This window comes from Natrialba magadii ATCC 43099 (genome assembly GCF_000025625.1).
GTDB lineage: Archaea > Halobacteriota > Halobacteria > Halobacteriales > Natrialbaceae > Natrialba > Natrialba magadii.
This window is the reverse complement of sequence record NC_013922.1, coordinates 3,616,735-3,639,471: the sequence shown is the minus strand read 5'-3', so window position 1 is coordinate 3,639,471 and position 22,737 is coordinate 3,616,735. Positions and strand designations below refer to the sequence as shown.

Annotated in this window: 26 protein-coding genes; 18 read left to right on the top strand and 8 right to left on the bottom strand. The window is 62.6% G+C overall.

Annotation, left to right across the window (positions count from 1 at the left end; translation table 11 throughout):
* Positions 1–9 precede the first annotated feature (9 nt).
* Positions 10–1,239 carry an MFS transporter gene (locus NMAG_RS16945; RefSeq protein WP_004267758.1) on the bottom strand — a complete coding sequence of 410 codons (1,230 nt, stop codon included), beginning with the start codon at positions 1,237–1,239 and terminating at the stop codon, positions 10–12.
* A 167-nt stretch (positions 1,240–1,406) separates the two neighbouring features.
* Between NMAG_RS16945 and NMAG_RS16940 the strand changes: the two genes are divergently transcribed.
* Positions 1,407–1,586: a DUF7501 family protein gene (locus tag NMAG_RS16940; RefSeq protein WP_004267759.1), complete on the top strand. Its 180-nt coding sequence runs from the start codon at positions 1,407–1,409 to the stop codon at positions 1,584–1,586.
* A 26-nt stretch (positions 1,587–1,612) separates the two neighbouring features.
* Here the strand turns inward: NMAG_RS16940 and NMAG_RS16935 are convergent, their stop codons facing one another.
* A complete protein-coding gene (locus NMAG_RS16935) occupies positions 1,613–2,083 on the bottom strand; it encodes a hypothetical protein (protein ID WP_004267760.1) in 471 nt (156 codons plus the stop codon).
* Between the two features lie 199 nt (positions 2,084–2,282).
* On the opposite strand from NMAG_RS16935, the gene NMAG_RS16930 reads away from it, so the two are divergent.
* From NMAG_RS16930 to NMAG_RS16920, 4 genes are all read left to right on the top strand, one after another.
* Positions 2,283–2,693 carry an SHOCT domain-containing protein gene (locus NMAG_RS16930; protein WP_004267761.1) on the top strand — a complete coding sequence of 137 codons (411 nt, stop codon included), beginning with the start codon at positions 2,283–2,285 and terminating at the stop codon, positions 2,691–2,693.
* A 93-nt stretch (positions 2,694–2,786) separates the two neighbouring features.
* On the top strand, positions 2,787–3,572 hold the full coding sequence (locus NMAG_RS16925; protein WP_004267762.1) for an HAD-IIA family hydrolase: 786 nt from the start codon (positions 2,787–2,789) through the stop codon (positions 3,570–3,572).
* Positions 3,573–3,618: 46 nt separating this feature from the next.
* On the top strand, positions 3,619–3,768 hold the full coding sequence (locus tag NMAG_RS22225; RefSeq protein ID WP_160165663.1) for a hypothetical protein: 150 nt from the start codon (positions 3,619–3,621) through the stop codon (positions 3,766–3,768).
* Positions 3,769–3,843: 75 nt separating this feature from the next.
* The gene (locus NMAG_RS16920; RefSeq protein ID WP_004267763.1) at positions 3,844–4,926 is read left to right on the top strand and encodes a S66 family peptidase; all 1,083 of its coding nucleotides are present in this window, start codon (positions 3,844–3,846) and stop codon (positions 4,924–4,926) included.
* Between the two features lie 16 nt (positions 4,927–4,942).
* Here the strand turns inward: NMAG_RS16920 and NMAG_RS16915 are convergent, their stop codons facing one another.
* Positions 4,943–5,383 carry an acyl-CoA thioesterase gene (locus tag NMAG_RS16915; protein ID WP_004267764.1) on the bottom strand — a complete coding sequence of 147 codons (441 nt, stop codon included), beginning with the start codon at positions 5,381–5,383 and terminating at the stop codon, positions 4,943–4,945.
* Positions 5,384–5,571: 188 nt separating this feature from the next.
* Between NMAG_RS16915 and NMAG_RS16910 the strand changes: the two genes are divergently transcribed.
* From NMAG_RS16910 to purM, 3 genes are all read left to right on the top strand, one after another.
* A complete protein-coding gene (locus NMAG_RS16910; RefSeq protein ID WP_004267765.1) occupies positions 5,572–7,377 on the top strand; it encodes a TraB/GumN family protein in 1,806 nt (601 codons plus the stop codon).
* Positions 7,374–8,003 carry a zinc metalloprotease gene (locus tag NMAG_RS16905; protein WP_004267766.1) on the top strand — a complete coding sequence of 210 codons (630 nt, stop codon included), beginning with the start codon at positions 7,374–7,376 and terminating at the stop codon, positions 8,001–8,003. The genes NMAG_RS16910 and NMAG_RS16905 overlap by 4 nt, the downstream gene beginning before the upstream one ends.
* 85 nt (positions 8,004–8,088) lie before the next feature.
* Complete coding sequence (gene purM / locus NMAG_RS16900) at positions 8,089–9,090, top strand: phosphoribosylformylglycinamidine cyclo-ligase (RefSeq protein ID WP_004267767.1); 1,002 nt, start codon at positions 8,089–8,091, stop codon at positions 9,088–9,090.
* A gap of 26 nt (positions 9,091–9,116) precedes the next feature.
* Here purM and NMAG_RS16895 read toward each other — a convergent pair whose 3' ends face one another.
* Positions 9,117–9,656, bottom strand: coding sequence for a macro domain-containing protein (locus tag NMAG_RS16895; RefSeq protein WP_004267768.1), 540 nt, complete (start codon positions 9,654–9,656; stop codon positions 9,117–9,119).
* A 163-nt stretch (positions 9,657–9,819) separates the two neighbouring features.
* On the opposite strand from NMAG_RS16895, the gene NMAG_RS22220 reads away from it, so the two are divergent.
* Positions 9,820–9,987 carry a DUF7331 family protein gene (locus tag NMAG_RS22220; RefSeq protein ID WP_004267769.1) on the top strand — a complete coding sequence of 56 codons (168 nt, stop codon included), beginning with the start codon at positions 9,820–9,822 and terminating at the stop codon, positions 9,985–9,987.
* A gap of 121 nt (positions 9,988–10,108) precedes the next feature.
* Here the strand turns inward: NMAG_RS22220 and NMAG_RS22215 are convergent, their stop codons facing one another.
* Complete coding sequence (locus NMAG_RS22215; RefSeq protein ID WP_004267770.1) at positions 10,109–10,246, bottom strand: RidA family protein; 138 nt, start codon at positions 10,244–10,246, stop codon at positions 10,109–10,111.
* A 179-nt stretch (positions 10,247–10,425) separates the two neighbouring features.
* Entirely contained in the window at positions 10,426–10,971 is a 546-nt protein-coding gene (dpsA, locus tag NMAG_RS16890) for a DNA starvation/stationary phase protection protein DpsA (protein ID WP_004267771.1), read from the bottom strand.
* Between the two features lie 200 nt (positions 10,972–11,171).
* Between dpsA and NMAG_RS16885 the strand changes: the two genes are divergently transcribed.
* Entirely contained in the window at positions 11,172–12,641 is a 1,470-nt protein-coding gene (locus NMAG_RS16885; RefSeq protein ID WP_004267772.1) for an aldehyde dehydrogenase family protein, read from the top strand.
* Positions 12,642–12,946: 305 nt separating this feature from the next.
* On the opposite strand, the gene NMAG_RS16880 is transcribed toward NMAG_RS16885, so the two are convergent.
* A complete protein-coding gene (locus NMAG_RS16880) occupies positions 12,947–13,354 on the bottom strand; it encodes a hypothetical protein (protein ID WP_004267773.1) in 408 nt (135 codons plus the stop codon).
* A gap of 68 nt (positions 13,355–13,422) precedes the next feature.
* Positions 13,423–14,628 (bottom strand): hypothetical protein, encoded by a 1,206-nt coding sequence (locus NMAG_RS16875; protein ID WP_004267774.1) that lies wholly within the window; start codon positions 14,626–14,628, stop codon positions 13,423–13,425.
* Positions 14,629–14,741: 113 nt separating this feature from the next.
* Between NMAG_RS16875 and NMAG_RS16870 the strand changes: the two genes are divergently transcribed.
* The 8 genes from NMAG_RS16870 (at position 14,742) to NMAG_RS16835 (ending at position 22,687) form a co-directional block, all read left to right on the top strand.
* Entirely contained in the window at positions 14,742–15,785 is a 1,044-nt protein-coding gene (locus tag NMAG_RS16870; protein ID WP_004267775.1) for a carbohydrate kinase family protein, read from the top strand.
* A 72-nt stretch (positions 15,786–15,857) separates the two neighbouring features.
* Positions 15,858–16,994 carry a YihY/virulence factor BrkB family protein gene (locus NMAG_RS16865; RefSeq protein WP_004267776.1) on the top strand — a complete coding sequence of 379 codons (1,137 nt, stop codon included), beginning with the start codon at positions 15,858–15,860 and terminating at the stop codon, positions 16,992–16,994.
* 81 nt (positions 16,995–17,075) lie between these two features.
* The gene (locus NMAG_RS16860; protein WP_004267777.1) at positions 17,076–17,501 is read left to right on the top strand and encodes a hypothetical protein; all 426 of its coding nucleotides are present in this window, start codon (positions 17,076–17,078) and stop codon (positions 17,499–17,501) included.
* Between the two features lie 104 nt (positions 17,502–17,605).
* Complete coding sequence (locus NMAG_RS16855) at positions 17,606–18,082, top strand: YbaK/EbsC family protein (RefSeq protein WP_004267778.1); 477 nt, start codon at positions 17,606–17,608, stop codon at positions 18,080–18,082.
* Between the two features lie 74 nt (positions 18,083–18,156).
* A complete protein-coding gene (locus NMAG_RS16850) occupies positions 18,157–18,870 on the top strand; it encodes a hypothetical protein (RefSeq protein ID WP_004267779.1) in 714 nt (237 codons plus the stop codon).
* 328 nt (positions 18,871–19,198) lie between these two features.
* Positions 19,199–20,587, top strand: coding sequence for a metal ABC transporter substrate-binding protein (locus tag NMAG_RS16845; protein WP_004267780.1), 1,389 nt, complete (start codon positions 19,199–19,201; stop codon positions 20,585–20,587).
* Between the two features lie 142 nt (positions 20,588–20,729).
* Positions 20,730–21,470: a metal ABC transporter ATP-binding protein gene (locus NMAG_RS16840; RefSeq protein WP_004267781.1), complete on the top strand. Its 741-nt coding sequence runs from the start codon at positions 20,730–20,732 to the stop codon at positions 21,468–21,470.
* Positions 21,470–22,687: a metal ABC transporter permease gene (locus NMAG_RS16835; protein WP_012996841.1), complete on the top strand. Its 1,218-nt coding sequence runs from the start codon at positions 21,470–21,472 to the stop codon at positions 22,685–22,687. The genes NMAG_RS16840 and NMAG_RS16835 overlap by 1 nt, the downstream gene beginning before the upstream one ends.
* Positions 22,688–22,737 lie beyond the last annotated feature (50 nt).

Genomic DNA, 22,737 nt, shown 5'->3' with positions numbered 1-22,737 from the left:
TGATGGCGATCACGCTCCGTCTTCGTCGGTAACCCAGAGGATGGTTGCGAGGAGCGTTGCACCGAACACGGCGGCGGTGAGCAGCCAGAACGCGGGACGGAAGCCGACGGTTTCGGACATCGCGCCGATGATCGCGGGTGCGATTGCCCCCGCACCCATCAGGAGCGTTCGAACGACGCCGAGCCCGCCGGCGGCCAGGTCGTTGGGGATCGCGGACATGAGGTATGCGCCCCTGACGGGACGGAAGCCGTGGGAGCCGATGCCGGCCGCGATGAGGGCGATGCCGAGCACGACCGGGCCAGCGACATCGGTCAGCGCGACGAACGCACCGAGCGAGAGGGCTGCGAGGCCGAGCGTCGCGGTGATGATGGGGAGTCGACCGACCCGGTCGCTCAGGTCGCCGGTGACCAGTTGAACCAGACTCGCGAGGAAGAGTCCGCTGTAGAGCACGCTGGCGGTCGCCGCCGTGAGCCCAGCCTCGTCGGTGAGGTACAGCGGCGCGAACGCGACGAGTCCGTTGTAGGTGAACGCGAACAGGACAGTCAGAAGCGCGAACGCCGAAAATCGCCAGTCACGAAAGAGTGCGGCGTACCGGCGGAGTTCGTTTACTTCGACGCCGCTAGTTCCGTCGCCCTCCGTCTCGGTTGGGACTCGTTGTGGCACGCGAACCCAGAACAGGACAGCGAGTGCGAGGCCGACGACACCGGCGGCGAGGAAGATCACGCGCCAGCTCGCACCGAGTGCGAACGGGATTCCCGCCGCGAGCACGACGGCCCAGGGGGCGACGACGCCGCCGAAGGTCCCGAAGGTGTCGAGAATACCGAGTGCCCGCCCTGTTCGTGCAGGATAGGCGTGAGCAAGCAGCCGGACTGCGACGGTCTTGTGCGCGCCGGTCCCCGCGCCCATGACGAGCATGGCAACCACGAGTATCGCAAAGGGCGAGTCGACGACGAGTGCGAACGCGGCGACGGCGGCGATGGTGACGCCCGCTATGATAACGGTGACCGAGCCGAGGCGGTCGGCGAGCATGCCGGAGGGGAACTGCATCGCGGCGTAGACGAGCATGAAGCCGGTGAACGCAGCGCCGAGGGCGGCGTTCGAGACCGCGTAGGTTTCCTGAAACGAGCCAAAGAGAGGTGGAAAGACATAGCGAAGGAACTTCGCCAGAAACCAGATCCCGGCGGTCACCAGAAGCACGTCGAAGTGTGCGAACTGCTGGACCCGCTTCGTGACCGACATACAGTGTGTACTCGCTGTAGGTTCGGCTGGTGACGAGAATGCACCGGTCGCGGCAGCGAGCGGGACCGAGTTTGAGAAATCCGTATAAGGGACTAGTATTCTTGCGACCAGTTTGGTGCCCTAGCAGGCAGGTTTTATATGAAAGTTCATTATATTTGGTGACACACATGGCAGTGACCACGGCCGATTGGACCGATCCCATTGCGTGTCCGTTCTGCGGCGACGAACTCGCCTCTCCTGGCGCTGGGTTCGTCGACCACATCCACGAGAGCGCGACCTGCGAAGCGGAGTTCGAGTTCTGGCGCGAGAATATCAGCGACGACGTGGCAGGTGAGTGGGCAGGCTAAGTCAGTTTGTGCCGACTCCTCTACTTTTAGTCGAAATCCGGCAGATCCTCCGGCGGTTCGTACTCCGCTTCCCAGTCGATGTACTCCTCTTTTAGAATGACCGAGACGACCTGGCCAAACTCCGTCAGTTCGGCGTTGATCGCCGAGACCGTCCCCCACGTGTCGAGTTCGGGGTGGTACTCGCGCTCCTGCCAGTCCTCCGAGATTCCGGGTGCGTGATACCCAACGCGGTCTGCGAAGTCGTCCCAGAAGAAGTCAAAGTCAGCGAAGAGATCGAGGTCGCGAGCGATACTGAACTCACGCTCGTCGAGATCAGTGTCGGCCCGCCACTCGTCGAAGGCTTCCTCCCACGCGCCGGTTTCGAGGAACTCCTGTAGCTCTTCCCGGCGATAGTCGATCTCTTCTGTGCCACTCGCGCTGATCGTTGCATCCTCGTACTCGTTCGGATCGACGAAGTCGAGTGTCGGCGGTGCTGGCGTGTCGACCTCGAGTGTCATGGGAGATGCTCGGGCCGCTGGCAGGTAAATACCATCGGTCGTCCTGCGTACTGTTCGGTGACGACGTACACGGTGGCTGTTCGATGTGTTGCAGTAGGGTTCCGGCGCATCGCAGTGGGATTGTCGATCGGCACAGCGTCGTTCCGACTCAGCGCAGTCGTACCCGTACAGTTATTCCGGCCGACACGGACACACGAATATGGGCAGCGACGACGGGGGACGGGATTACAGCCTCACCGAGATCTTCGCGATCAAGTTCGTGCTGGCCGACATCATCATCATCGCCGCACTGCTGTTCGCCGGGCCGCTGTACGCGCTCGCCATCACGGCACTGCTCGTGCTTAGCGTGGTGCTCGTCTGGTACCTCATGGAGCGCTCCAAAGAAAAAGAGCGCAAACGCGAGCAGGAGGCCGCCGAACGCGATACAGCAACAGCGACTGCAGCAGACGAGGCCGAAACAGATCCGGTGACGACACTCCAGCAACGCTACGCCGCCGGCGACCTCACTGAGGCAGAGTTCGAACGTCAACTCGACCAGCTGATCGACGCCAACGAACGCGCCGAAAAGTCGGACGTCGAAACCTCCGAACTCTCGCTCGAGCGCTCGTAGCCGGCCTGTGTCAGGTGGTCACCCGCGCCTTGCGGCCACGATACGACTCACCGATCCAAACACTGAACCACGCTTCGCCCCTCTTTCCGGTCAATGACTGACTACGAGGCCGCGATTCTCGACGTCGACGGCACGATCGTCCGCGGTGGGGCCCTCATCCCCGGTGCAGACCAGGGCATTCACGCCCTCGAGCGCGCCGGCTGTGATCGACTGCTCGTCTCGAACAACCCCACGACCGGCACCGACCACTACGGCGACCGCCTCGAACCGCACGGCATCGACGTCGATCCGACCAACATTCTCACGTCCGCAACCCTCTCTGCCTCCTACCTCGCCGACACCCATCCCGACGAGGTGGTGTACCTCGTTGGCTCGGATGCACTCGAGTCCATCCTCACAGCGGCGGGGGTGACCGTAACGACGGACCCCGACGACGCCGAGGTCGTCCTCGGTTCGTTCGACACGTCGTTCTCCTTCGGAACGCTGTGGGAATCGCTGCGGGCACTCGAGAACGGGACGCCGTTCTACGGCACCGACCCCGATGTAACGATTCCCGTCGACGGCGGTTCGATGCCCGGTTCGGGCTCGATTCTGGCCGCGATGGAGGCCGTCGCGGGCCGTGAACCCGATGCGATTCTCGGCAAGCCCTCCGCGATCGCTGCGGAGACTGCACTCGAGCGACTCGAGAGCGATCCCAGGCGAACGCTCGTCGTCGGCGATCGGCTCGATACGGACATCGCGCTCGGGAATCGGGCTGGCATGACGACCGCCGCAGTGCTGACGGGGATTACGGACCGGTCCGATGTCGAGAACGCGACGGGTGACCTCGCGCCAGACCACGTACTCGAGTCGCTCGGAGATGTTGAGTCGTTGCTCTGAGTTCGCTATTGTGAGGTTGCTGTTCTGAGACTGCTGGTGTCGCTGCGTGGCGAGAACTGGGCGAAACGAGACGGAGCGAGACGGGACGAGACAGGACGAGACGGGACGAGACAGGACGAGACAGGACGAGACAGGACGAGACAGGACGAGACGGGACGAGACGGGACGAGACGGGACGAGACAGGTCAGAGGATGACTGGCAAACAGTCTGGATGACCAACTGTCTCACACCTGGGAAAGAGTTTTACAACCAACTGGTCAGTCACGTGGTATGGACTCGGAGACGGAACAGAACGGGTGGCCAGATACGTTCGTCACACCGCCACCACTCGAGCGCGGCGATCGGATCGCAGTTATGGCACCGGCGTCGAATCGGCGCACCGACTTCGGTGAGGTCTACGACCTTGGACTCGAGCGCCTGCGTGAGGTGTTCGACCTCGAACCAGTCGAGTATCCGACGGCGACGCGCGACGCCGAGTATCTACTCGAGAACCCCGAAGAGCGGGCTCGGGACGTGATGGACGCGTTCGAAGATCCGGATATTGCGGGGATTATCACGGTCATCGGCGGCAACGATCAGATCCGGGTGCTGAAACACCTCGATCCGGACGTCCTCCGGGAGAACCCGACCCGGTTCTACGGCTACAGCGACAACACGAATCTCGCACTCTACCTGTGGAACCTCGGCATCGCCTCCTACTACGGCCCGTGTGTGATGACCGAACTCGCGATGGACGGGCACCTGTTCGAGCACACGATCGAGTACACCGACCGAGCGTTCTTTGCGGACTCACTTGGAGAGCTGCGTCCTGCCGCGGAATTCACGGACGAAACCGGGGATTGGGCGACGCCGGAGCAACTCGAGGAGCCCCGCGGAACCGAACCGAACCCCGGCTGGCAGTGGGCCGGCGGCGACGACCCCGTTTCGGGACGCCTCTGGGGTGGCTGTCTCGAAATCCTCGACCAGCAGTTCATCGTCGACCAGTACCTCCCGGACGAGGCCGCCCTCGATGGCACCGTGCTCGTACTCGAGACGTCCGAGGAACTGCCGGACGCCGACTGGGTTGCGGGTGTCCTTCGGGCGCTCGGTGAGCGCGGGGTACTCGAGCGCTTCGCCGGCGCGCTCGTCGGGCGGCCGCCAGCACGGACGCATCTCGAGGATCGGCCGGCCGACGAACGCGAGGCCTATCGCAGCCAACAGCGACAGGTGATCGAGGACGTGTTCGCGCGGTACAACCCGGATGCACCGGTCGTTACCAACGTCGACTTTGGCCATACGTGGCCGACGACACCGATTCCAATCGGTGGCTGGGTCGAGATCGATCCGCAGGAAGAGACGATTCGGTTCGAGTAGGAAGTAGCGTCTCGTCTCAGTCGCGTTCGCCGTCGAGTGCCTTTTTCCGGAGTCGGTCACCCTCGTCGGTGCTGACGGTGAGTTCGGGAACGCTCGTCGGGTCGTTGTTCTCGTCGATTGCGACGTAGACGAAGTAGGATTCGGTCGTCTTCTCGCGTTCGCGCGTTCGGAGGTCCTCGCGCTCGGTGACGAGTCGAACGCGGACGCTGGATTCGCCAGCATCGTAGACGTAGGCCGTGATGTAAGCCGTATCGCCGACAGAGATCGGGCGTTCGAAGTTCATCTGGTTGACGCGGGCCGTGACGCAGGTCTCCCCAGAAAAGCGCATCGCCGACATCGCGCCGACCTCGTCCATCCATTTCATGACGTTACCACCGTGGGCGGACTCGAGCATGTTGGCGTGGTTCGGCTGGACCATCTCTCGGTTCTCGATAAGGGTTTCCATAAGGTCGGTCATTGCCCGTTCTTTCCGTACGAGAGCAATCAGTCTTGCCGTCATCGGTGCCTGTGTGTGGTGCTTTCAGTCACGTTGGTATCTGCCACACTGTTCCTGTATGGTCGATGCTGTTGACGGTCACTCGCTGTGACTCGCTACCACCGCGCAGTTCGATACTGGTAAAAGTCGCGGCCGAGTTACACCCGGTAATGAGTGATGCAGGCGACGCCGACGTGCCGGAGCCCCCCGATCCCGTCACGGAGACGGCTGCAGACCCGGATCCTGACGGGGATGCAGACGGCTCTGTTCACGTTCTCGGGACGGCTCACGTCTCCCAGGCGAGCGTCGACGACGTCCACGAAACCGTCGATCGGGAAGAGCCCGACGTGGTTGCCGTCGAACTCGACGAAGGCCGATACCGCCAGATGCAGGGCGGAACGCCCGACGACATCGAAGCGAAGGACCTTCTCTCCGGTAACACCGTCTTTCAGTTTCTCGCCTACTGGATGCTCTCGTACGTCCAGTCGCGACTCGGCGACCAGTTCGATATCGAACCCGGTGCCGACATGCGCGCCGCGATCGAGGCCGCCGAACGAAACGACAGCGGCGTCTCGCTGGTCGACCGCGACATTCAGATAACGATTCAGCGCTTCTGGAGTCGCCTCTCGTTTTCGGAAAAGCTCAAGATGGTCGGCGGGCTTGCCCTCGGAATCACCGACCCCCGAACGATCGGCCTCACCTTCGGTGCCGTCGCCGGTCTCTTGCTTGGGTTCGTCTTTGCTGCATTTCTTGCCCCCTTCCTCGGGTTCGGTGACCTCTTCTTGCTCGGCGTCAGCCAGACCGCGACGCTCCAATACGTCGGCGCTGTCGGACTCGGAGCCGCCGCCGGCGCGTTCATCGGACTGCTGTTCATTCCATCCATTCAGGCCGCAGACCGCTACGGTGGCGACCTGCTAAACGGCTTTTCGGCTAGCGTCCTCGTCGGAATCGGCGTCGGGATCGTCGGCGCACTCGCACTCGTCGCGACCGAGACGTTCGTCGGACCCGCCTCTGCAGCGACGTTCGAAAACGCCGGCGTCTACTCGATTCGCGGCGGCGTTGGCATGCTGGCTGGACTTGGTGTCGGCGTCGCCATCGGTGCACTCCTCGGACTCATTCTCGACTCACTGGGCGGTGACGTCGAGGACATCGACGAGGTGGATATCGAGGAGATGACCGACGGCGACGTCGTCGCCGCGATGATGGAGGAATTCCGCCGTTTCAGCCCGCGCGGTGCAAACGCGCTGATCGACGAACGCGACGCCTATATCGCCCACAACCTCCACGAACTCCGCTCACACGGCTACGATGTCGTGGCCGTCGTCGGTGCCGGCCACAAAGCCGGCATCGAACGGTATCTCGAGAACCCCTCGGAGCTTCCTCAGATGGAGTCGCTGACGGGAACCGCCTCGAGCCGTCGCTTCTCGCCACTGAAGGTGTTCGGCTACCTGATCATGCTCGGCTTCTTCGGTTTCTTCTTCCTGCTGATCATGGCTGGCGTCCAGAACACCTTCCTGCTTCAGCTGTTCGCCGCCTGGTTCCTCTTTAACGGCATCTTCGCGTTTACGCTGGCGCGACTCGCCGGCGCACGCTGGACCAGCGCCGGCGTCGGCGGCGCGGTCGCCTGGCTGACGAGCATCAACCCGCTGCTCGCACCCGGCTGGTTCGCCGGCTACGTCGAACTCAGACACCGCCCGGTCAACGTCCGCGACATCCAGACGTTGAACGAAATCGCCGGCGACACCGAGCGCCCGATCAGCGACGCACTCGAGGACATGTTCAATGTGCCGCTGTTCCGACTCATCATGATCGTCGCGCTGACGAACATCGGGAGCCTGATCGCGACTGTGTTGTTCCCACTGATCGTCTTGCCGTGGCTTGCAGGCCCCGAGTTCGGTGGCGTCGACGCGTTGATGGGTGAGCTGTTCCAGGGTGCCGAAAACAGTCTCGAGCTGATCCTGGAGGCCCTCTCGTGAGCGTCCGAACCCACCATCCCGAACCTTCCCTGTCCTTTAGCGACAAGGAGCTGTTCGACCTCGCGATTGCCTGGGTGACGCTGAGCGTCGCCTTCGCACTGTTATTCGCGCCGATTCACCGGTTCGATCTCTCGGTCGGCTACTTCGCGCTGATGGTCGGGCTGTGTTTCGTCACCGTCGGCGTTGCCTTCCTGTTGCACGAACTGGCGCACAAGGTGGTCGCGATCGAGTACGGCCAGCTCGCAGAGTTCCGCGCGGATTACCAGATGCTCTTCCTGGCGATTATGAGCGCCCTGATCGGCTTTATTTTCGCCGCGCCGGGAGCGGTCTACCACCGCGGTCGCATCACCGACCGGGAGAACGCGATGATCGCGCTGGCTGGACCGATCACCAATCACCTGCTCGCGCTCATGTTCCTCCCGCTGATGCTCTTTCCCGGGATTCTCGGCGTAATCGGCCAGATGGGCGTCTGGATCAACCTCTTCCTGGCCGCGTTCAACATGATCCCGTTCGGACCGCTCGACGGCAAGTCGGTCTACGACTGGCACAAGGGGGTCTTCGCGCTCGTCTTCGTGCCGAGCGTCCTGCTTGCGGGCTATGTCGTGTTGTTCGTCGGGCTGTTCTGATCGCCCATCGGCGACCAACGTCGATTCGCGCCGTCGCTCTCGACGGACCGGTGACCTTTTGCTCACCCCGCGCGGTCGTTCCCACATGACAGCGCCTGCGGACGACGGGAACAGTGACGATTCGGACCAACTCACCTACGCCGACACCGGTGTCGACATCGAGGCCAGCGAGGACGCAACCGCCGCGCTCCTCGAGGCCTTCGGCAGCGACCTCACGACCGAGTACGCCGGCCTCCTCGACATCGGCGACCGCTACCTCGCGCTCGCCACCGACGGCGTCGGCACGAAACTCCTCGTCGCTGAAGCCGTCGACGACGCCTCCTCGATCGGTATCGACTGCATCGCGATGAACGTCAACGACCTCGTCGCCGCCGGCGTCACCCCCGTCGGCTTTGTTGACTACCTCGCGATCGACGACCCCGACGAAACGCTCACTAACGAAATCGGCGAGGGACTTGCCGTCGGCCTCGAACAGGCCGACCTCACCATGCTCGGCGGCGAAACCGCCGTCATGCCCGACGTCGTCGAGGGCTTCGACCTCGCGGGGACCTGCGTCGGTCTGGCCGACAAGGACGACGTCTTCGACGGCGACGCACAGGTCGGGGACATGCTCGTCGGCTTCGCCTCCAACGGCATCCACTCCAACGGGCTCACGCTCGCTCGCGAAGCCGTCACCCGAAACCACGACTACGACGATCCATTCCCACACGACACCGACCGAACCATCGGCGAGGAACTCCTGCGCCCGACCCGCATCTACACTGACCTACTCGAGTCCATGCACGAGCACAGCGTCCACGCCGCGGCCCACGTGACCGGCGGGGGCTGGACGAATCTCCTGCGGATGGGTGACCGGAAGTACGTGGTCGACGACCCGCTCCCGGCACAGCCGATTTTCGAGTTCGTACAGGCGGAGGGCAACGTGACTGACGAGGAGATGCACCGGACGTTCAACATGGGAACCGGGTTCGTCGTCGCGCTCCCCGAGGAGCGAGCCGAGGCACTCGTCGCGGAGACGGACGGCCAACTCATCGGCCGCGTCGAAGCGGGCGAGTCGGTCGAGGTTCGCGGCTTGTCGCTGTCCTGACGCTGTTCGGCTTCTTGTTCGCGGTTTTATCGATCTGCTTCACGCTCTTCGTTCATCTCTGACTGCTCCGCCTTCCCCGTCGCCGCCCGAAGCGTCTCGTACTCCTCGTTGCTGTACGCGATGAATCGAACGTCGCTGAGTGTTTCTGGTTCGTACGTCCCCAACTCCGCGCCGATAATCGACGCTCCTGTTTCCAGTTCGAACCCTGCGACACCGCAACCGAGGGCCGGCAAGACGAGCGACTCACACTCGAGTTCGTCCGCGCACTCGAGTGTGTTCCGTGTCGCGTCGCGGATGCTCTCTTCGGTGGCCTCGCCGTCTCCGTAGTGGGGCATCGCGGCGGCGTGGATGACGTACTCGGCGTCTAAGTCGTAGGCATCCGTGACTGCCACCTCGCCGAGGTCGATGGGTCCCTTCTCCACCGCCTCGTCGTTGAGTTCGTCACCGGCGCGTCGGCGGAGTGCGCCGGCGACGCCGGACCCCATCTCGAGGCTGGTGCCGGCGGCGTTGACGAGTACGTCTGCGGACTGTGCGGCGATGTCACCCTGGATGACGTCGAACTCCATGTGACATCGTTCGCCGGCCGGCCGTTTGATACTACCTCTGCCAGTGCATCCCTGGCAGTGCGTTACTCTGTCTCGCCGCGTTCAGGCTCGAATGACTATTCAACCCGCCAAGGTTTAGGCTGACCAAAACCTTTTTAGAATTAGGCTCACCTAACTTCTCGTGATGGACGTGCCCGCCCGTAACGTGGATACCGATGCCGACGCGGAACCCGAGCAGCCAACTGCAATCGTCTCCTGTCACGAAACGCGCCCCGGAAAGATCGTGTTCACCGAACGAGACAACACTGATGGCTGGATCGCGACCGATCTGACCGTCGATCTCGACCCCTAATTCAAGTTTCATCTCGAGTTCGGTGCCCGATTCTGCTGATGTGAGTTTCCACTGGGTGTCGGTCTCGATTTCAGCATTTTAGCAGTGACGTCTCTTGACCCAGTGGCTTCTGGTTCGAGTGCTACTCGAGTGCAGTGACGGCATCGAGCGTTACCGATGCACCGCCGAGAAGTTCACAGACGCCGACGGTCGTCTGCGCTGGATCGCTCTCCTGGAAGTGTTGCTCGTAGACCGCGTTGATCTCGTCGTACGCAGCCATGTCGGTAAGTAAATCGTGAGTTGCAGGACGGCATCGAGTTCTCTCCCGTGAGCGGCGAGTTGTGATTCGAGGTTGGCGAGACACAGCACGACACGCTGTGGGCCGGTCGTATGTGGCGTGAAAAATGATGTGTTCGCTACCGCAAAAACAAGTCCGCCTTCGTCGACGCGGTCGCCTGCTTACTTCGTCGCCTCTTCGAGCACCAGCGTGTCGTCTTCGAGGTAGTGCTCGAAGTGGTGGGCGTCATCCTCCAGCGTGACGAGAATCTCGCGGAGGATTTCGACGGTCGCGTAGTCGCCGAGGTTCTCGGCGAGTTCGATGCTGTCGCGCATCGACTCGATGATGTCACCGTACATCTCGAGGTCGTTCTGGAACATCGTTCGGACGTCGTAGACGTCCTCACCCTCGAACTCGACAGTCGCGCGTCGCTCCTGGTTCGTTGGCCCGGAGACGGGAACGCCACCGAGCGCCTGAGCGCGCTCAGCGATGACGTCGGCACCTTCCTCGACGTGCTCGTAGGCCTCTTCCAAGAACTCGTGCAGCGGGAGGAATTCGGCACCCTCGACGACCCAGTGGTGCTTTTTGAGCTGGTGATACAGTACGTACGAGTTCGCGAGTTCGGTGTTCAGTGCGTCGACGATCTGTTCGGCCTTCTCCTGCTCGAGACGGAGTTCGTTCTCCTCGACGGTGTCTGCCGACTGACGGACGGTCTTCTGGGTACTCATCTCGTCTGATGCTACACCGGCATCCTCCTTAAAGGTTTCCCCAAGGCAAAACAATTCTTTGTATATTGGGAAAGATAGTTTGATCTCAGAGCTTAATATTTCCTTTGCCTGCCAGGGCCCCTATCCGACCCGAGGGTGAACCCGCACTGTTTTTTCGAGACTGAGTAAAGATTTTCAGTGTGGCCTTCCAAGGCATTCCTATGGCAACGAGAGCTGCACACCGACGGGAGCGAATCTACGTCGACGGCGAGTGGCTCGAGACCGACGACGCCCTGTCTGTCTCGGACCTCGCCGACGGCGGGACCTTCGCCCAGGTCGTCGCCGCCGGTCCAGCGGAGGTACGGACTGCACTCGAGTCGGCCCACGAAATCAAGCCGGAACTGCGTCAGACGTCGGTCGTCGAGCGTGCCGAGTGGTGTGAACAGATTGCGGTCGGGCTTCGCGAACGCGAGGAAGAACTCACCGAAGTGATCGTCCGCGAAGCGGGCAAGCCGATTTCTTCGGCGCGCGGTGAGGTCGAGCAGGCAGCAAAGCGATTCGACCGCGCGGCCGAGGAGGCACGAAATATCGTCAGCAAGGGCGAGTTCCGCGAGGGCTCGACTGCGAGCCACGAGGGCTGGCAGGCAATCGTCAAGCACGAGCCAATCGGCGCAGTGCTGTGTGTCACGCCGTACAACTACCCACTCGCGACGACGGCGCTGCAGGTAGCTCCTGCGCTTGCCGCCGGGAACAGCGTCCTGCTCAAGCCGGCAAGCAAGACGCCGATTTCGGCCGCGATCCTCGCCGACGTCATCAGTGAGGTCGACGGTATTCCGGACGGTGCGTTCCACTTCCTCCCGGGTAACGTCAGCGAGATTGGTGATCTGCTGTCCGGTGACGATCGGATCAACGCCATCGCGATGACTGGTTCCTCGGGGGCTGGCAAGCATATCGCCCGCGAAAGTGGTATGGCCAATCTCCACATGGAACTGGGCGGCAACGCGCCCGCAATCGTCTTCGACGACGCGGACCTCGACGATGTCGCAGGCAACTGCGTCAAAGGCTCGCTGAAGTACGCCGGCCAGCGCTGCTCCGCCGTCTCGCGCGTACTCGCACACGAATCAGTCCACGACGACCTGGTCGAACGGATCGACCGGACGATGGATTCCTGGGCCGCGGGCGACCTCTTCGACGAGGACACTGCCTTCGGCCCGCTCATCAGTGAGTCCCAGGCCGAGTGGGTCCAGGAACTCGTCGACGACGCCGTCGAGACGGGCGCTGATCTCGTCCGCGGCGGAGCACGCCGTGCCCCCGAGGGCGTGCCGGACGAACTCGCCGACCAGTTCTTCGAACCGACGTTGCTGGCGAACGTTCCCCACGATGCCCGTATCGTCGACGAAGAACAATTTGGCCCCGTCGCCGCCGTCACGACCTTCGCGGACGAAGACGAGGCTGTCGACCTCGCTAACGGTTCCGACCTGGCGCTCGACGCCGCCGTCTTCACCGCTGACTACGACCGCGCGATGCGCCTCGCCGACCTCGTCGACGCAGGTGCGGTTCGCATCAATGGCGCGCCATCCCACGGCCTCGGTGACATTCCCTTCGGCGGTAACAAGAACTCGGGTACCGGTCGCGAAGGGCTCGACGCCTCGATTCACGAGATGCTGCGCACAAAGAGTATTATCCTCTAATCGCGCAGTCTGTGCCGTCCGCGCCTGTTCGCGCCCGTCCGCGCCGTCTTCGCTGTCCGCGTCGCTGCCGCCGGTCTCTCTCGTCTCCCCCCACACGCTCACTGTTTTCGGCCACACCGTTCTCGTCACTTCTGTTCCGAGCACGCGAATCGTTCGCGGTACTCGAGTACTGGTCAACGTCGTAGCAATACCTGTTCTATAGTAACAACTGCAACTAGTTACACACTGATCGCACAACAGTCGTGCGATCAGGTGTGCAGTGACTTGCAGTGGCTACTATAGTCCCAGTCCCGGCCTGGGGCCACCTACCCCGATCCCGGTACAAACCGACTCAGGGCCCGCCGTTCCAGCACGAGAAGCACGACGCCGCCGACGGCCGTCACGTACACGCCGCTCCCCATAATGAGCGACCCACTCACGCCGTAGCCGGTCCACCAACTGAACCACAGCGGGAGCGCAACCATTGCACCCCCGACACCCGCACGGAACGGGCCGGTACTGATCCAGGGGTACTCGAGTACCGTCCCGGCGAACGTGACGAGGACGAGCGGGACGACAAGAAAGCCGTACGTCTCGAGGCCGGAGCCCATTCCCGAGATGTAGGTCAGCAGTTGTGCCTCAGCGTGCGGGTTGACTCTGATCCACGGGAGGGTGGCACCCAGCAAAGCAGTTGCGAGTGCGGCCCGGATACCAAGACGCTTCGAATGGTCCATGTCTGAATCACTCAACTTCGTTGTATTCCGTTTCACCGAGACGGATGCGGAAATGAACGAAGAAACGACTATGAGGGCGAGATGTCCTCTGTCATGACGACCGTCTTCCTGTCACCGGCAACAGCAATCACTCGGATGGTCGTCTCGTCTCCCTCGTCGTAGGTCAGCGTTACACGGTCACCGACCTCATCGAGTCTCTTGGACTGGTTCAGATCATCCTCGACCTCGACATACTCAGCGGTTCCACTCGAGGTGAAGAACACCTCGGCCATCTGTTCCCCGTGGTCAACGTCGATCGAGACACCGGCCTGCACTTCCTGCTCGACCGACTGCCCAAGCGAGGGCAACTGGACCTCGTCCGTTGGAACGGTCCCCTCCCCCACCGCAGTCGACTCCGTCGTTTCGACCGTGAAGTCCTCGAGCCCGCCACCCGAGCGCTCGAGTTCCTCGCGGAGCGAATCGGGATCGTCACCGTCGGCAGTAACCCCGACGAACGTGACAGTCGAGGTCTCACTGTCGAGTGTCGCACCGTGACCGACTGCCGCCAGTTCGCCGGTAGCCGCGTCGGCTCCCGTCACCCGCCCGACTGCGATGGTGGTGGACTCGAGTTCCCCCGCCAGCGTCGCGGTTGTCTCGTCCGTCTCGACCAGCAGTTCCGTCTCCTCGCGGCCGGCCTCGAGGAGTGTCTCGACGCCGAGTCCGTCGGGATCACTGGCGAGGAGCCACTCTTCGGAGACAGCGAGAGTTCCATTCTCGTGTTCGAAGAGATTGAACTCGCCGACGGTCTCCGTCGGCTCCGCATCGGCAGCGTCCGGCTCGAAGGAACCGCCGAACGCGACGTTCGCTGCGTTGCTGCTGCTGCCGAACGAGAGGCTGGCATCGATCGCCGTTGCATCGCCAAACTGGTCGATATTGCCGATATCGAGGTCGGCTAACTCGAGTTGCGTCGACTCGCGCAAGTCGTCACTGAGTTCGGACTCGTGGTCTCGGATTGCAGTAAGATCGGCGTAGTGGATGGTCACGTCTTTGTCCGCGTCGACTGCGGCCGGAAGCCACTGGAACTGTGTGCGCAGATCGGTAGCTGCCGAGACGCTACTGGTCGAGTCGTCGGTGCCGTTCGTGGTGTCGTCCGACTCCGTTTCGGAGTCGGCTGGCTCTTCTGAATCGGGATCGGACTCTGAATCCGAATCGTCGAGACAGCCGGCACCGATGGCGAGGGCGCTGATCGTACCGGTCGTCGCGAGCAACCGGCGTCGCGGGAACGAAGTACGCATGTTCCCACAGGTTACAATCACAGCATAATATACTATCCGATTGACAATCGGTGGTCGGATTGAACCCGGCAGGGACCGGAACGCCGATAGGGCACGTCGAACTGAGTACGCACATGCGGACTGCTCCCTCTGTTCTCGTTGCTGGCGAAACGCTCGTCGACTTTCTGCCGGCAGAGAGCGGCCCGCTCGACGATGTCGATCGGTTCGATCGGCGGCCCGGCGGCGCACCCGCGAACGTCGCCGTCGGCCTCGCACACCTCGACTCCCCGCCGCTGTTCTGGACCCGCGTCGGCGACGATCCGTTCGGTCGCTTTCTCGCTGCGACACTCGCCGACCACGGTCTGCCCGAGCGCTACTTCGAGTTCGATCCAGCCGCGAAGACGAGCCTCGCGTTCGTCACCCACGACGACACCGGCGACCGCGAATTCACCTTCTACCGCGATGGGACCGCAGACACCCGCCTCGAACCCGGGCGGATCGACGACGAGACGCTCGCGGCACTCGAGTGGGTTCACGTCGGCGGCGTCACCCTGGCGACCGAACCCGCTAGGACGGCGACGCTTGACCTGGTCAACCGGGCCGCCGACGCCGGCTGTACCGTGTCGTTCGATCCGAACGCGCGGCTGGAACTTTGGGAGTCGCCAGAAACGTTCAGGCGGGTTTGTCGGGAGGCGCTCGCGGCGACTGACGTGTGCAAGGCGACGGCGGGGGAACTCGAGTTGCTCGGCTTCGAGGGGGAGACGCCGGCGGCGCTCGGCGAAGACGTACTCGCGCAGGCTGCGGGTCCGCAGACGGTGTTCGTCACGCGTGGGAGTGAGGGTGCCGTCGCGGTTGTAAGCAGCGGAGAGGGCACAGATGGTGTGGAGAGCGAGGAGTTGCCGTGGGTGGAGACCGACCCAGAGCAGGAGTCCGGTTCAGGGCCGCTCGTGGTCGAGAACGCTGGAAGAGAGGTCGAGACGGTGGACACGACTGGAGCGGGTGATGCGTTCGTGGCAGGCATGATTTCGGCGCTGCGCGATGGCGTTTCGATCGCTGCGGCGCTCGAGTTCGCGTGTGCTGTCGCTGCGATAACGACGACCGAGCGCGGTGCGATGACGGCGATGCCGGATCACGAGACGGTTGTGCAGTTCCGTGCGGAGCGTTCGAACCGCGACTAGCGCTGAGACAGGCCGCTCGCGCCGTGCGAACCCAGGCAAACCACCTATTTGCGGTGCTGTTGTACCGGAGGTATGGCAACCGACTTTGGGGACGCGGTCTCATTTGGGAAAACTGTCGTCGCAGGGATTCAGGAGAAGAACGTGCCGTTTATGGCCGCGGGAATTGCCTACCAGGCGTTTATCTCGTTACTTCCGCTACTCGTGCTCATTTTCTTCGTCGTTACAATTCTGGGCGATGAACAGTTCGCGAGTCAGGTTGCGACGTCGACGGGAGAGTTCCTACCTGAAAGCGGACAGATGATGGTCGAGGATGCGATCGCAGAATCGCCCGCCACTGCGGGATCGACACTCATTGGCGTCGTCGTTCTCGTCTGGGGTGCGCTCAAAATCTTCCGGGGACTCGACACCGCGTTCTCCGAAATCTACGAGGCGGGCGGGACGGGCTCGTTCGTCCAGCAACTGCGTGATGCCGGTCTCGTTCTCGGTGCGATCGGTGGTGCGTTGATTGCAGCCAGTGCGGCAAGTCTACTGCTTGCGTTCTTCCCGGATATTCCGTTCCTCGGACTGGTGAGTCCGCTGATTCTCGTCGTTATCCTGTCGATTGCGTTCTTGCCGATGTTCTACTACTTTCCCGATGTCGATGTTACCGCCCGCGAGGTGCTGCCGGGCGTCGTCGTCGCTGCGATCGGCTGGACTGTCCTCCAGTCGCTCTTTCATGTCTACGTCTCCTTCGCCGGCGACTCCGAGGCGGCAGGTCCCGTCGGAGCCGTCCTGTTGCTCCTGACGTGGCTCTACTTCGGCGGCCTCATCCTGCTCGTCGGTGCGGTGATCAACGCAGTCGGAACGGGTCGACTCGAGCCCACTGACGAAGAGTCGCTCTCACAGACGTCGATCGCCGCCACGGATCGCGAGGCGTTCGTCGACGACACCCAGCGCGAACGGGAGCGGCTCCGAAATCGCATCGAGCGCCTCGAGCGCGAGCGCGCACAGCTTCGAAACGATCTCGCGGCACAGCGATCCCGGCGGTACCGGCTGGAAGACCGGGTCAGCCACCTGGAATCACTCACCAGAGACCTCGAGACGGAGAACTCGGAACTGCAGCGCGAACTCGAGTCGGTCGACGAACCGCCGTGGAAACAACGTCTCGAGACTGTGCTCTCGAACGTCGATTCGATCCGAATCGGTGTCGTCGAACGGCGGAGCGACTGAGTCGGTCAGGTTCCGCCCGTTCTGCAGTAGCCGTCCAAATCGGGAGAGCTTAGTACGTTCCTTCACCACGCCTATCACACCGTGTCTCACCCAGTCCGGGCCGCCAGACGCCATCTCCGCGAGGAGCACGCCGATACAATCGCGGCTATCGACGACTGCGCAACGCGCGTCACGCGCGACTGGGACACCGCCCGAACGACGAGCCCCGATACCCTCGTCGACTCCCTCCGGAGCGAACTCGAGTCGGCCGGCGTACTCGAGACCCTTCCGACGGTCCTCGCGTCAGCGGTAGATGCGACGGGATACGAGCTCCAGGCACAGCCTGTGGCTGCGCCGCCCTACGTGGTCCTGACGAGTTGCGGGCCGATTCTTCGGGCGACGATTGCACCGGGGCGGCTCGTAATCCGATTCGACGTGTTCGAGGTGGTCCGAACCGACGATCCGAACCAGCAGCCGGAATACCACCGGCTCGACGGCGTTCGAATGCAGATCGGACTCGAGAACTGACGTCGCTTGCTCGTCCTCGCAGCGCATGCCCACACCTGGACGACTGTAGGACGTCAACACTGGGCAATGTTTTTGCAAACTCCCGGAAATCGCTTCAATGAGCGATGCATCAACGCGCACAGTCTTTCACAGCACAGGCACGCACCGAATTCGACTTCGATCCAGCCGTCGAGGAGTTCCCCGAAGGGACGAAAACAGCAACCGACGCCGCCGAGGCCGTCGGCTGCGACGTAGCACAGATCGCCAGTTCGCTCGTTTTCGACGTCGACGGCTCGCTTGTCGTCTCCGTCACCAGTGGCGCAAACCGCGTCAGCGAGGCCGCGCTCGCCGAGGCGTTCGACGCGGCCGCTGACGACGTCTCCATGGCCGACGCCGACCGCATCCGCGAGGAACTCGGCTGGTCCATCGGTGGCGTCCCGCCGTTCTGCCACGACCGGTCTGTTCCCGTCGTGATCGACGAGACGCTACTCGAGTACGAGACGGTCTGGGCGGCGGCGGGGACGCCGGAAGCGGTGTTTCCGATCGATCCGGATCGGTTACGGCGGTATGCGGACGCCTCGCCGTTGTCTGTGGCGACCTAGGACTTCCACGCCGCGTTTAACAAAACCAGTGGGTTAATTACTAATCAGTGGTATTGGGTGAGTAGACACTAACAATGGCGACTGATCCACGTGATACGACACGCCGCTCGTTGCTCGCAACCACTGGTTCGCTCGGTGTGCTCGGCCTCGCCGGGTGCCTGAGCGACGATGAAGAGGACGACGGTGGAAACGGAGACGACGACCACGACCACAACGGTGATGACGACCACGATCACGACGATGATGATCATGACCACGATCACGACGATGATGACCATGATCATGACCATGACCACATGGACATCGAGACGTTCGAGGTCATCGACCGCGATACTGACGACGTTGCCGTGTACGTCCACGGCGACCACTGGCACGGTGACCCGCTGCTCGTGCCCGACGACGACAACCTCTCGGTCGAAGCACACGTCGAAGACGACCACGGTGACGAAATCGCCCTCGGTGACGACGAGGAGTACACGCTCAACGCGCGCCTGGCAGACGGCGCACAGGAGATCGTCGACCTCGAGTCACACGGCGACCACCTCCACATCACCGGCGAGGAAACGGGGATCACCGATATCGTCTTCCAGATCTGGCACGGCGATCACGCTGACTGGGAGTCGCCTGCGCTTGAGGTCGAGGTTGTCGACGATATAGACGACCACGATCACGACGATGATGATCATGCCCATGATCACGACGATGATGACCATGATCATGACCACGACCACGACGACGACGGCCACGACCACGACGGCCACGACCACGACGACGATCACGAACACTGAATCGGTTCGTTGACCTGCGCTCCCGATGGCCGCCGAGACGGCCGCGAATGCAGCAAAACTATAGTAACAACTGCAACTATTCACACACTGATCGCCGAGCAGGCTGGCGATCAGGTGTGTATTGACTTGCAGTGGCTACTATAACTGCTGACGGCCGCTGAAGTCATCGCCCGAAACCCGCTGCGCTTCTGTTTTGCTCCACCAGCCTGCACCGACGGTGTCTCTCCCGCACCGTCGTTACTAACCACCCCCGATCAGATGCCGGCGTGTTATTAAAATAACGAGGTCCCATAACAATCCTTTTATTCGACCGACCGTACTCATAGCTATGAAGCTGTCACGTCGTTCGGTGCTCACGGCCGGGGCGGGGGCCGCCGCTCTCGCCGCTGGGGCCGGCTGTCTGAGCGAACCAGATGGTGGCTCAGAGTCCGAAGGCGGCTACGCCGCGTTCTTCGCGCTCTGGGACTGGGCACAGCATATCAGCGGGGACGCACTCGAGATCGAGAATCCAATCCAGACCGGCGAGATGGGCCACGGCTGGGAACCACCTGCGGATCTCCGTCGCGACATCGTCAGTTCGAACGTCTTCATCTATCTCGACACCGCCGAGTTCTCGTGGGCGCAAAACGTCGCTGCGGATATCGAAGCCGATGGCAGCGACGTGAGGCTGATCGATGCAATGGAGGGACTCGAGTCCAGTCTCATTCCGGCCCGAAGCGAGGACGGTGATCGGGAGCCCGACACCGACGCCGAGTACGATCCGAGCGATGTCACGGTCGCGGAGTTCGACGTCTACAACCGGCGAACGGACGCCGAGGTCGCCTACTGGCACGGAGACCATTGGCACGGAAACCTTCCCGAAGTCCCGGTCGACGACTACGCCACAGTCGACGGTGTCTTCACGGACGACGAAGATCGTGTCCTCCCGCTCGGCGAGGACGAACCGTTCCGGATCGACGCTCGAGTGACTGAGGGCGCGGCGGACGACGTCGTCGAGATCGAGTCACAGGGCGATCATATTGTCTTCCACGGCCTCGAGACCGGCCGTACGCGCGTCGTCTTCGAACTCGTCGCAGACGGTGAGGTGATCTGGGATACGAGCGCGGACAACATGACCGCCGACGTCGTCGACGAGCCGTCGGTCGAGGACGACTCCGTGCCGGAGTTCTATGACCCGCACGTCTGGACTGATCCGGTGATCGCCCAGCAGATGGTCGAGACGATCGCGGACGGCCTCGCGGAGATAGATCCGGACAACGCATCGTTGTACGAGGAGAACGCGGCAGACTACATCGACCGTCTCGATGCAGTTGACGAGCAGTTCGAGACCCTCTCAGACGAGGCGACGAAAGAGATCGCCGTCCTCGCCGGCCACGACTCGTTCCAGTACCTCGAAACGCGATACGGCTTCGAGATCCACACGCCGACGACGATCTCGCCCGACGCAGAGGTTACGACCGGTGATCTGGCGGATACGATCGACCTGATCGACGAACGGGGTATCGAGACGATCCTCTACGATCCGTTCGACGCCACCAACGGTGACGTGCCTCGGGAGGTCGATCACCTCCTCGAGAACAGCCAGGCGACCGAGGCCGAGGCGATCAGCCCTGCTGAGGGGACGACCGACGAGTGGAACGAGCAGGACTGGGGCTGGATCGAACAGATGGAGGAACTGAACCTGCCCGCGCTTCGGAAGGCACTCGAGGCGGAGTGATCGCAGTGGCCACGAATCAATCCCTCCCGGCTGTCGCTCTGTCCGCACTCAGCCAATCAGAACTGCATACTTGCACCCGGAGCCGCAATCGCGAACTGGAAGAACTAAACGCACGGACCGCCCAACAGGAAGTGAGACTACAGTGAGTTCGGTCGTCGACTGCCAGGACGTATCGTTTTCCTATGGCGAACAGCCCGCCGTCTCGGACGTGAGTCTGACCGTCGATCAGGGGGACTTTCTCGGACTTATCGGCCCGAACGGGTCGGGGAAGACCACACTCCTTCATCTCATGCTCGGCCTGCTCTCCCCGGATGAGGGCTCGGTCGAACTGTTCGGCCAGCCTGTCGACGACTTCGACCAGGGCAACCGCATCGGCTACGTCTCCCAGCAGGCGACCAGCCGCGGCGGCACGATGCCCGTCACCGTCCGCGAGTGCGTCCGTATGGGCCGATTCGCCCACGCCGGCCACTCCCGCCTCTCCGCCGACGACGAGGCCATCGCCGAAGAGGCACTCGAGACGGTCGGCATCACGGACCTCGCAGAACAGCGGGTCAACGAACTCTCCGGCGGCCAGCGCCAGCGGGCCTACATTGCACGCGCGCTCGCCTCGGAGGCGGACCTGCTCGCGCTCGACGAACCGACCGTCGGCGTCGACGCCGAATCTCGGGACGCGTTCTACCAGCTACTCGAGTCGCTGAACGACGACGGCATCGCGATCATCTTGATCGAGCACGATATCGGTGTCGTCACGGACCGCGCGGATCGTATCGCCTGTATCAATACAGAGCTGTATCATCACGGCGACACGGAGTCGTTCGTCGAGAGCGATGCGCTGAGTGAAGCCTACGGCGCGACGGGAACTGTCGTGCACCACCACCACTGATGACCGGGACAGAGTCGCCGTCTAAGTCGGATATGGAGTCGGGTACGGATTCGGAGTCGAAGACGAACACGAATCCGGCTGCTGACACACCGTCGCCAGCACACGCGACGCCACGCGAGGAGGAGAGCCGACGAGGCCATACGCCACGCTCTCTCCGTCGGCGCGCCGAACTCACCGGTATCGCGCTCGTCGGCGCAGTTGCTGCGCTCCTGATCGGGTTTCTGCTCATCGATTGGCTCCGCCACTATCCGCTCGCGGGTCTGCATCCGTCACTCGAGTCGGCGTACACGGTAACGGGAATCGGCCCAGCCGCGGAGTTGCTCTTCGAGCAGGTGCTGATCGCCGGTATGTGGCTGGACTACGTGATCGGGTCGAACCTCTTCCAGCATGCGTTCGTCTGGCGACAGATTGCGACGGGAATCCTGGTCGGCATCGTCGCGCCGCTGGTCGGTACGTATCTCGTCCACCGGCAGATGGCACTCATCGGCGAGACGCTCGCTCACACCGCGTTCGCCGGCATTGCAGTTGGCATCCTGTTCTCGGGACTGACTGGCTGGGACGGATCACTGCTGCTCATCGCACTTGTCGTGAGCGTGCTCGGCGCACTCGGCGTCCAGTGGCTCACGGAGCATACGAGCACGTACGGTGACGTTCCGATTGCGATCATGCTCACGGGGAGCTTCGCAGTCGGGACGTTACTGATTAGCTGGGGTCGTGGCTTCGTCGCTATCGCCGTCGAAATTGAGAATTTCCTCTTTGGAAGCCTCGGTGTCGTCACCGCTGGAGGCGCTCGGCTGATGGCTGTGCTCACCGTGGCCGTCGTCGCCGTCGTCGCAGTCACGTACAAACAGCTGCTGTTCATCACGTTCGACGAACAGGCGGCTCGCGTCGCCCAGCTCGACGTGACGCGGTACAACACTCTGCTCGTCGTGATGACCGCCGTGGTCGTCGTCGGCGCGATGCAGGTCCTCGGCGTAATTCTCGTCGCCGGGATGCTCGTCATCCCCGTCGCCGCAGCCTCGCAGGTTGCACAGAGCTTCCGTGAGACGCTGTACCTCTCGATCCTGTTCGGCGAACTCTCGATCGTGGCTGGCTTCGCCTTCGCGTTTAGCCAGGGCCTCCCGGCCGGTGGCTCCATCATCGTCGCCGCTATCGGGATCTACCTGCTCGCGATCGTCGTCTCAGACCGGTCGACGGCTGCAATTTCGATGCACTGACGCGAGCGCCCACTCTGTTGTTCCCCCACTTTCATCTCTTATCTAACCCT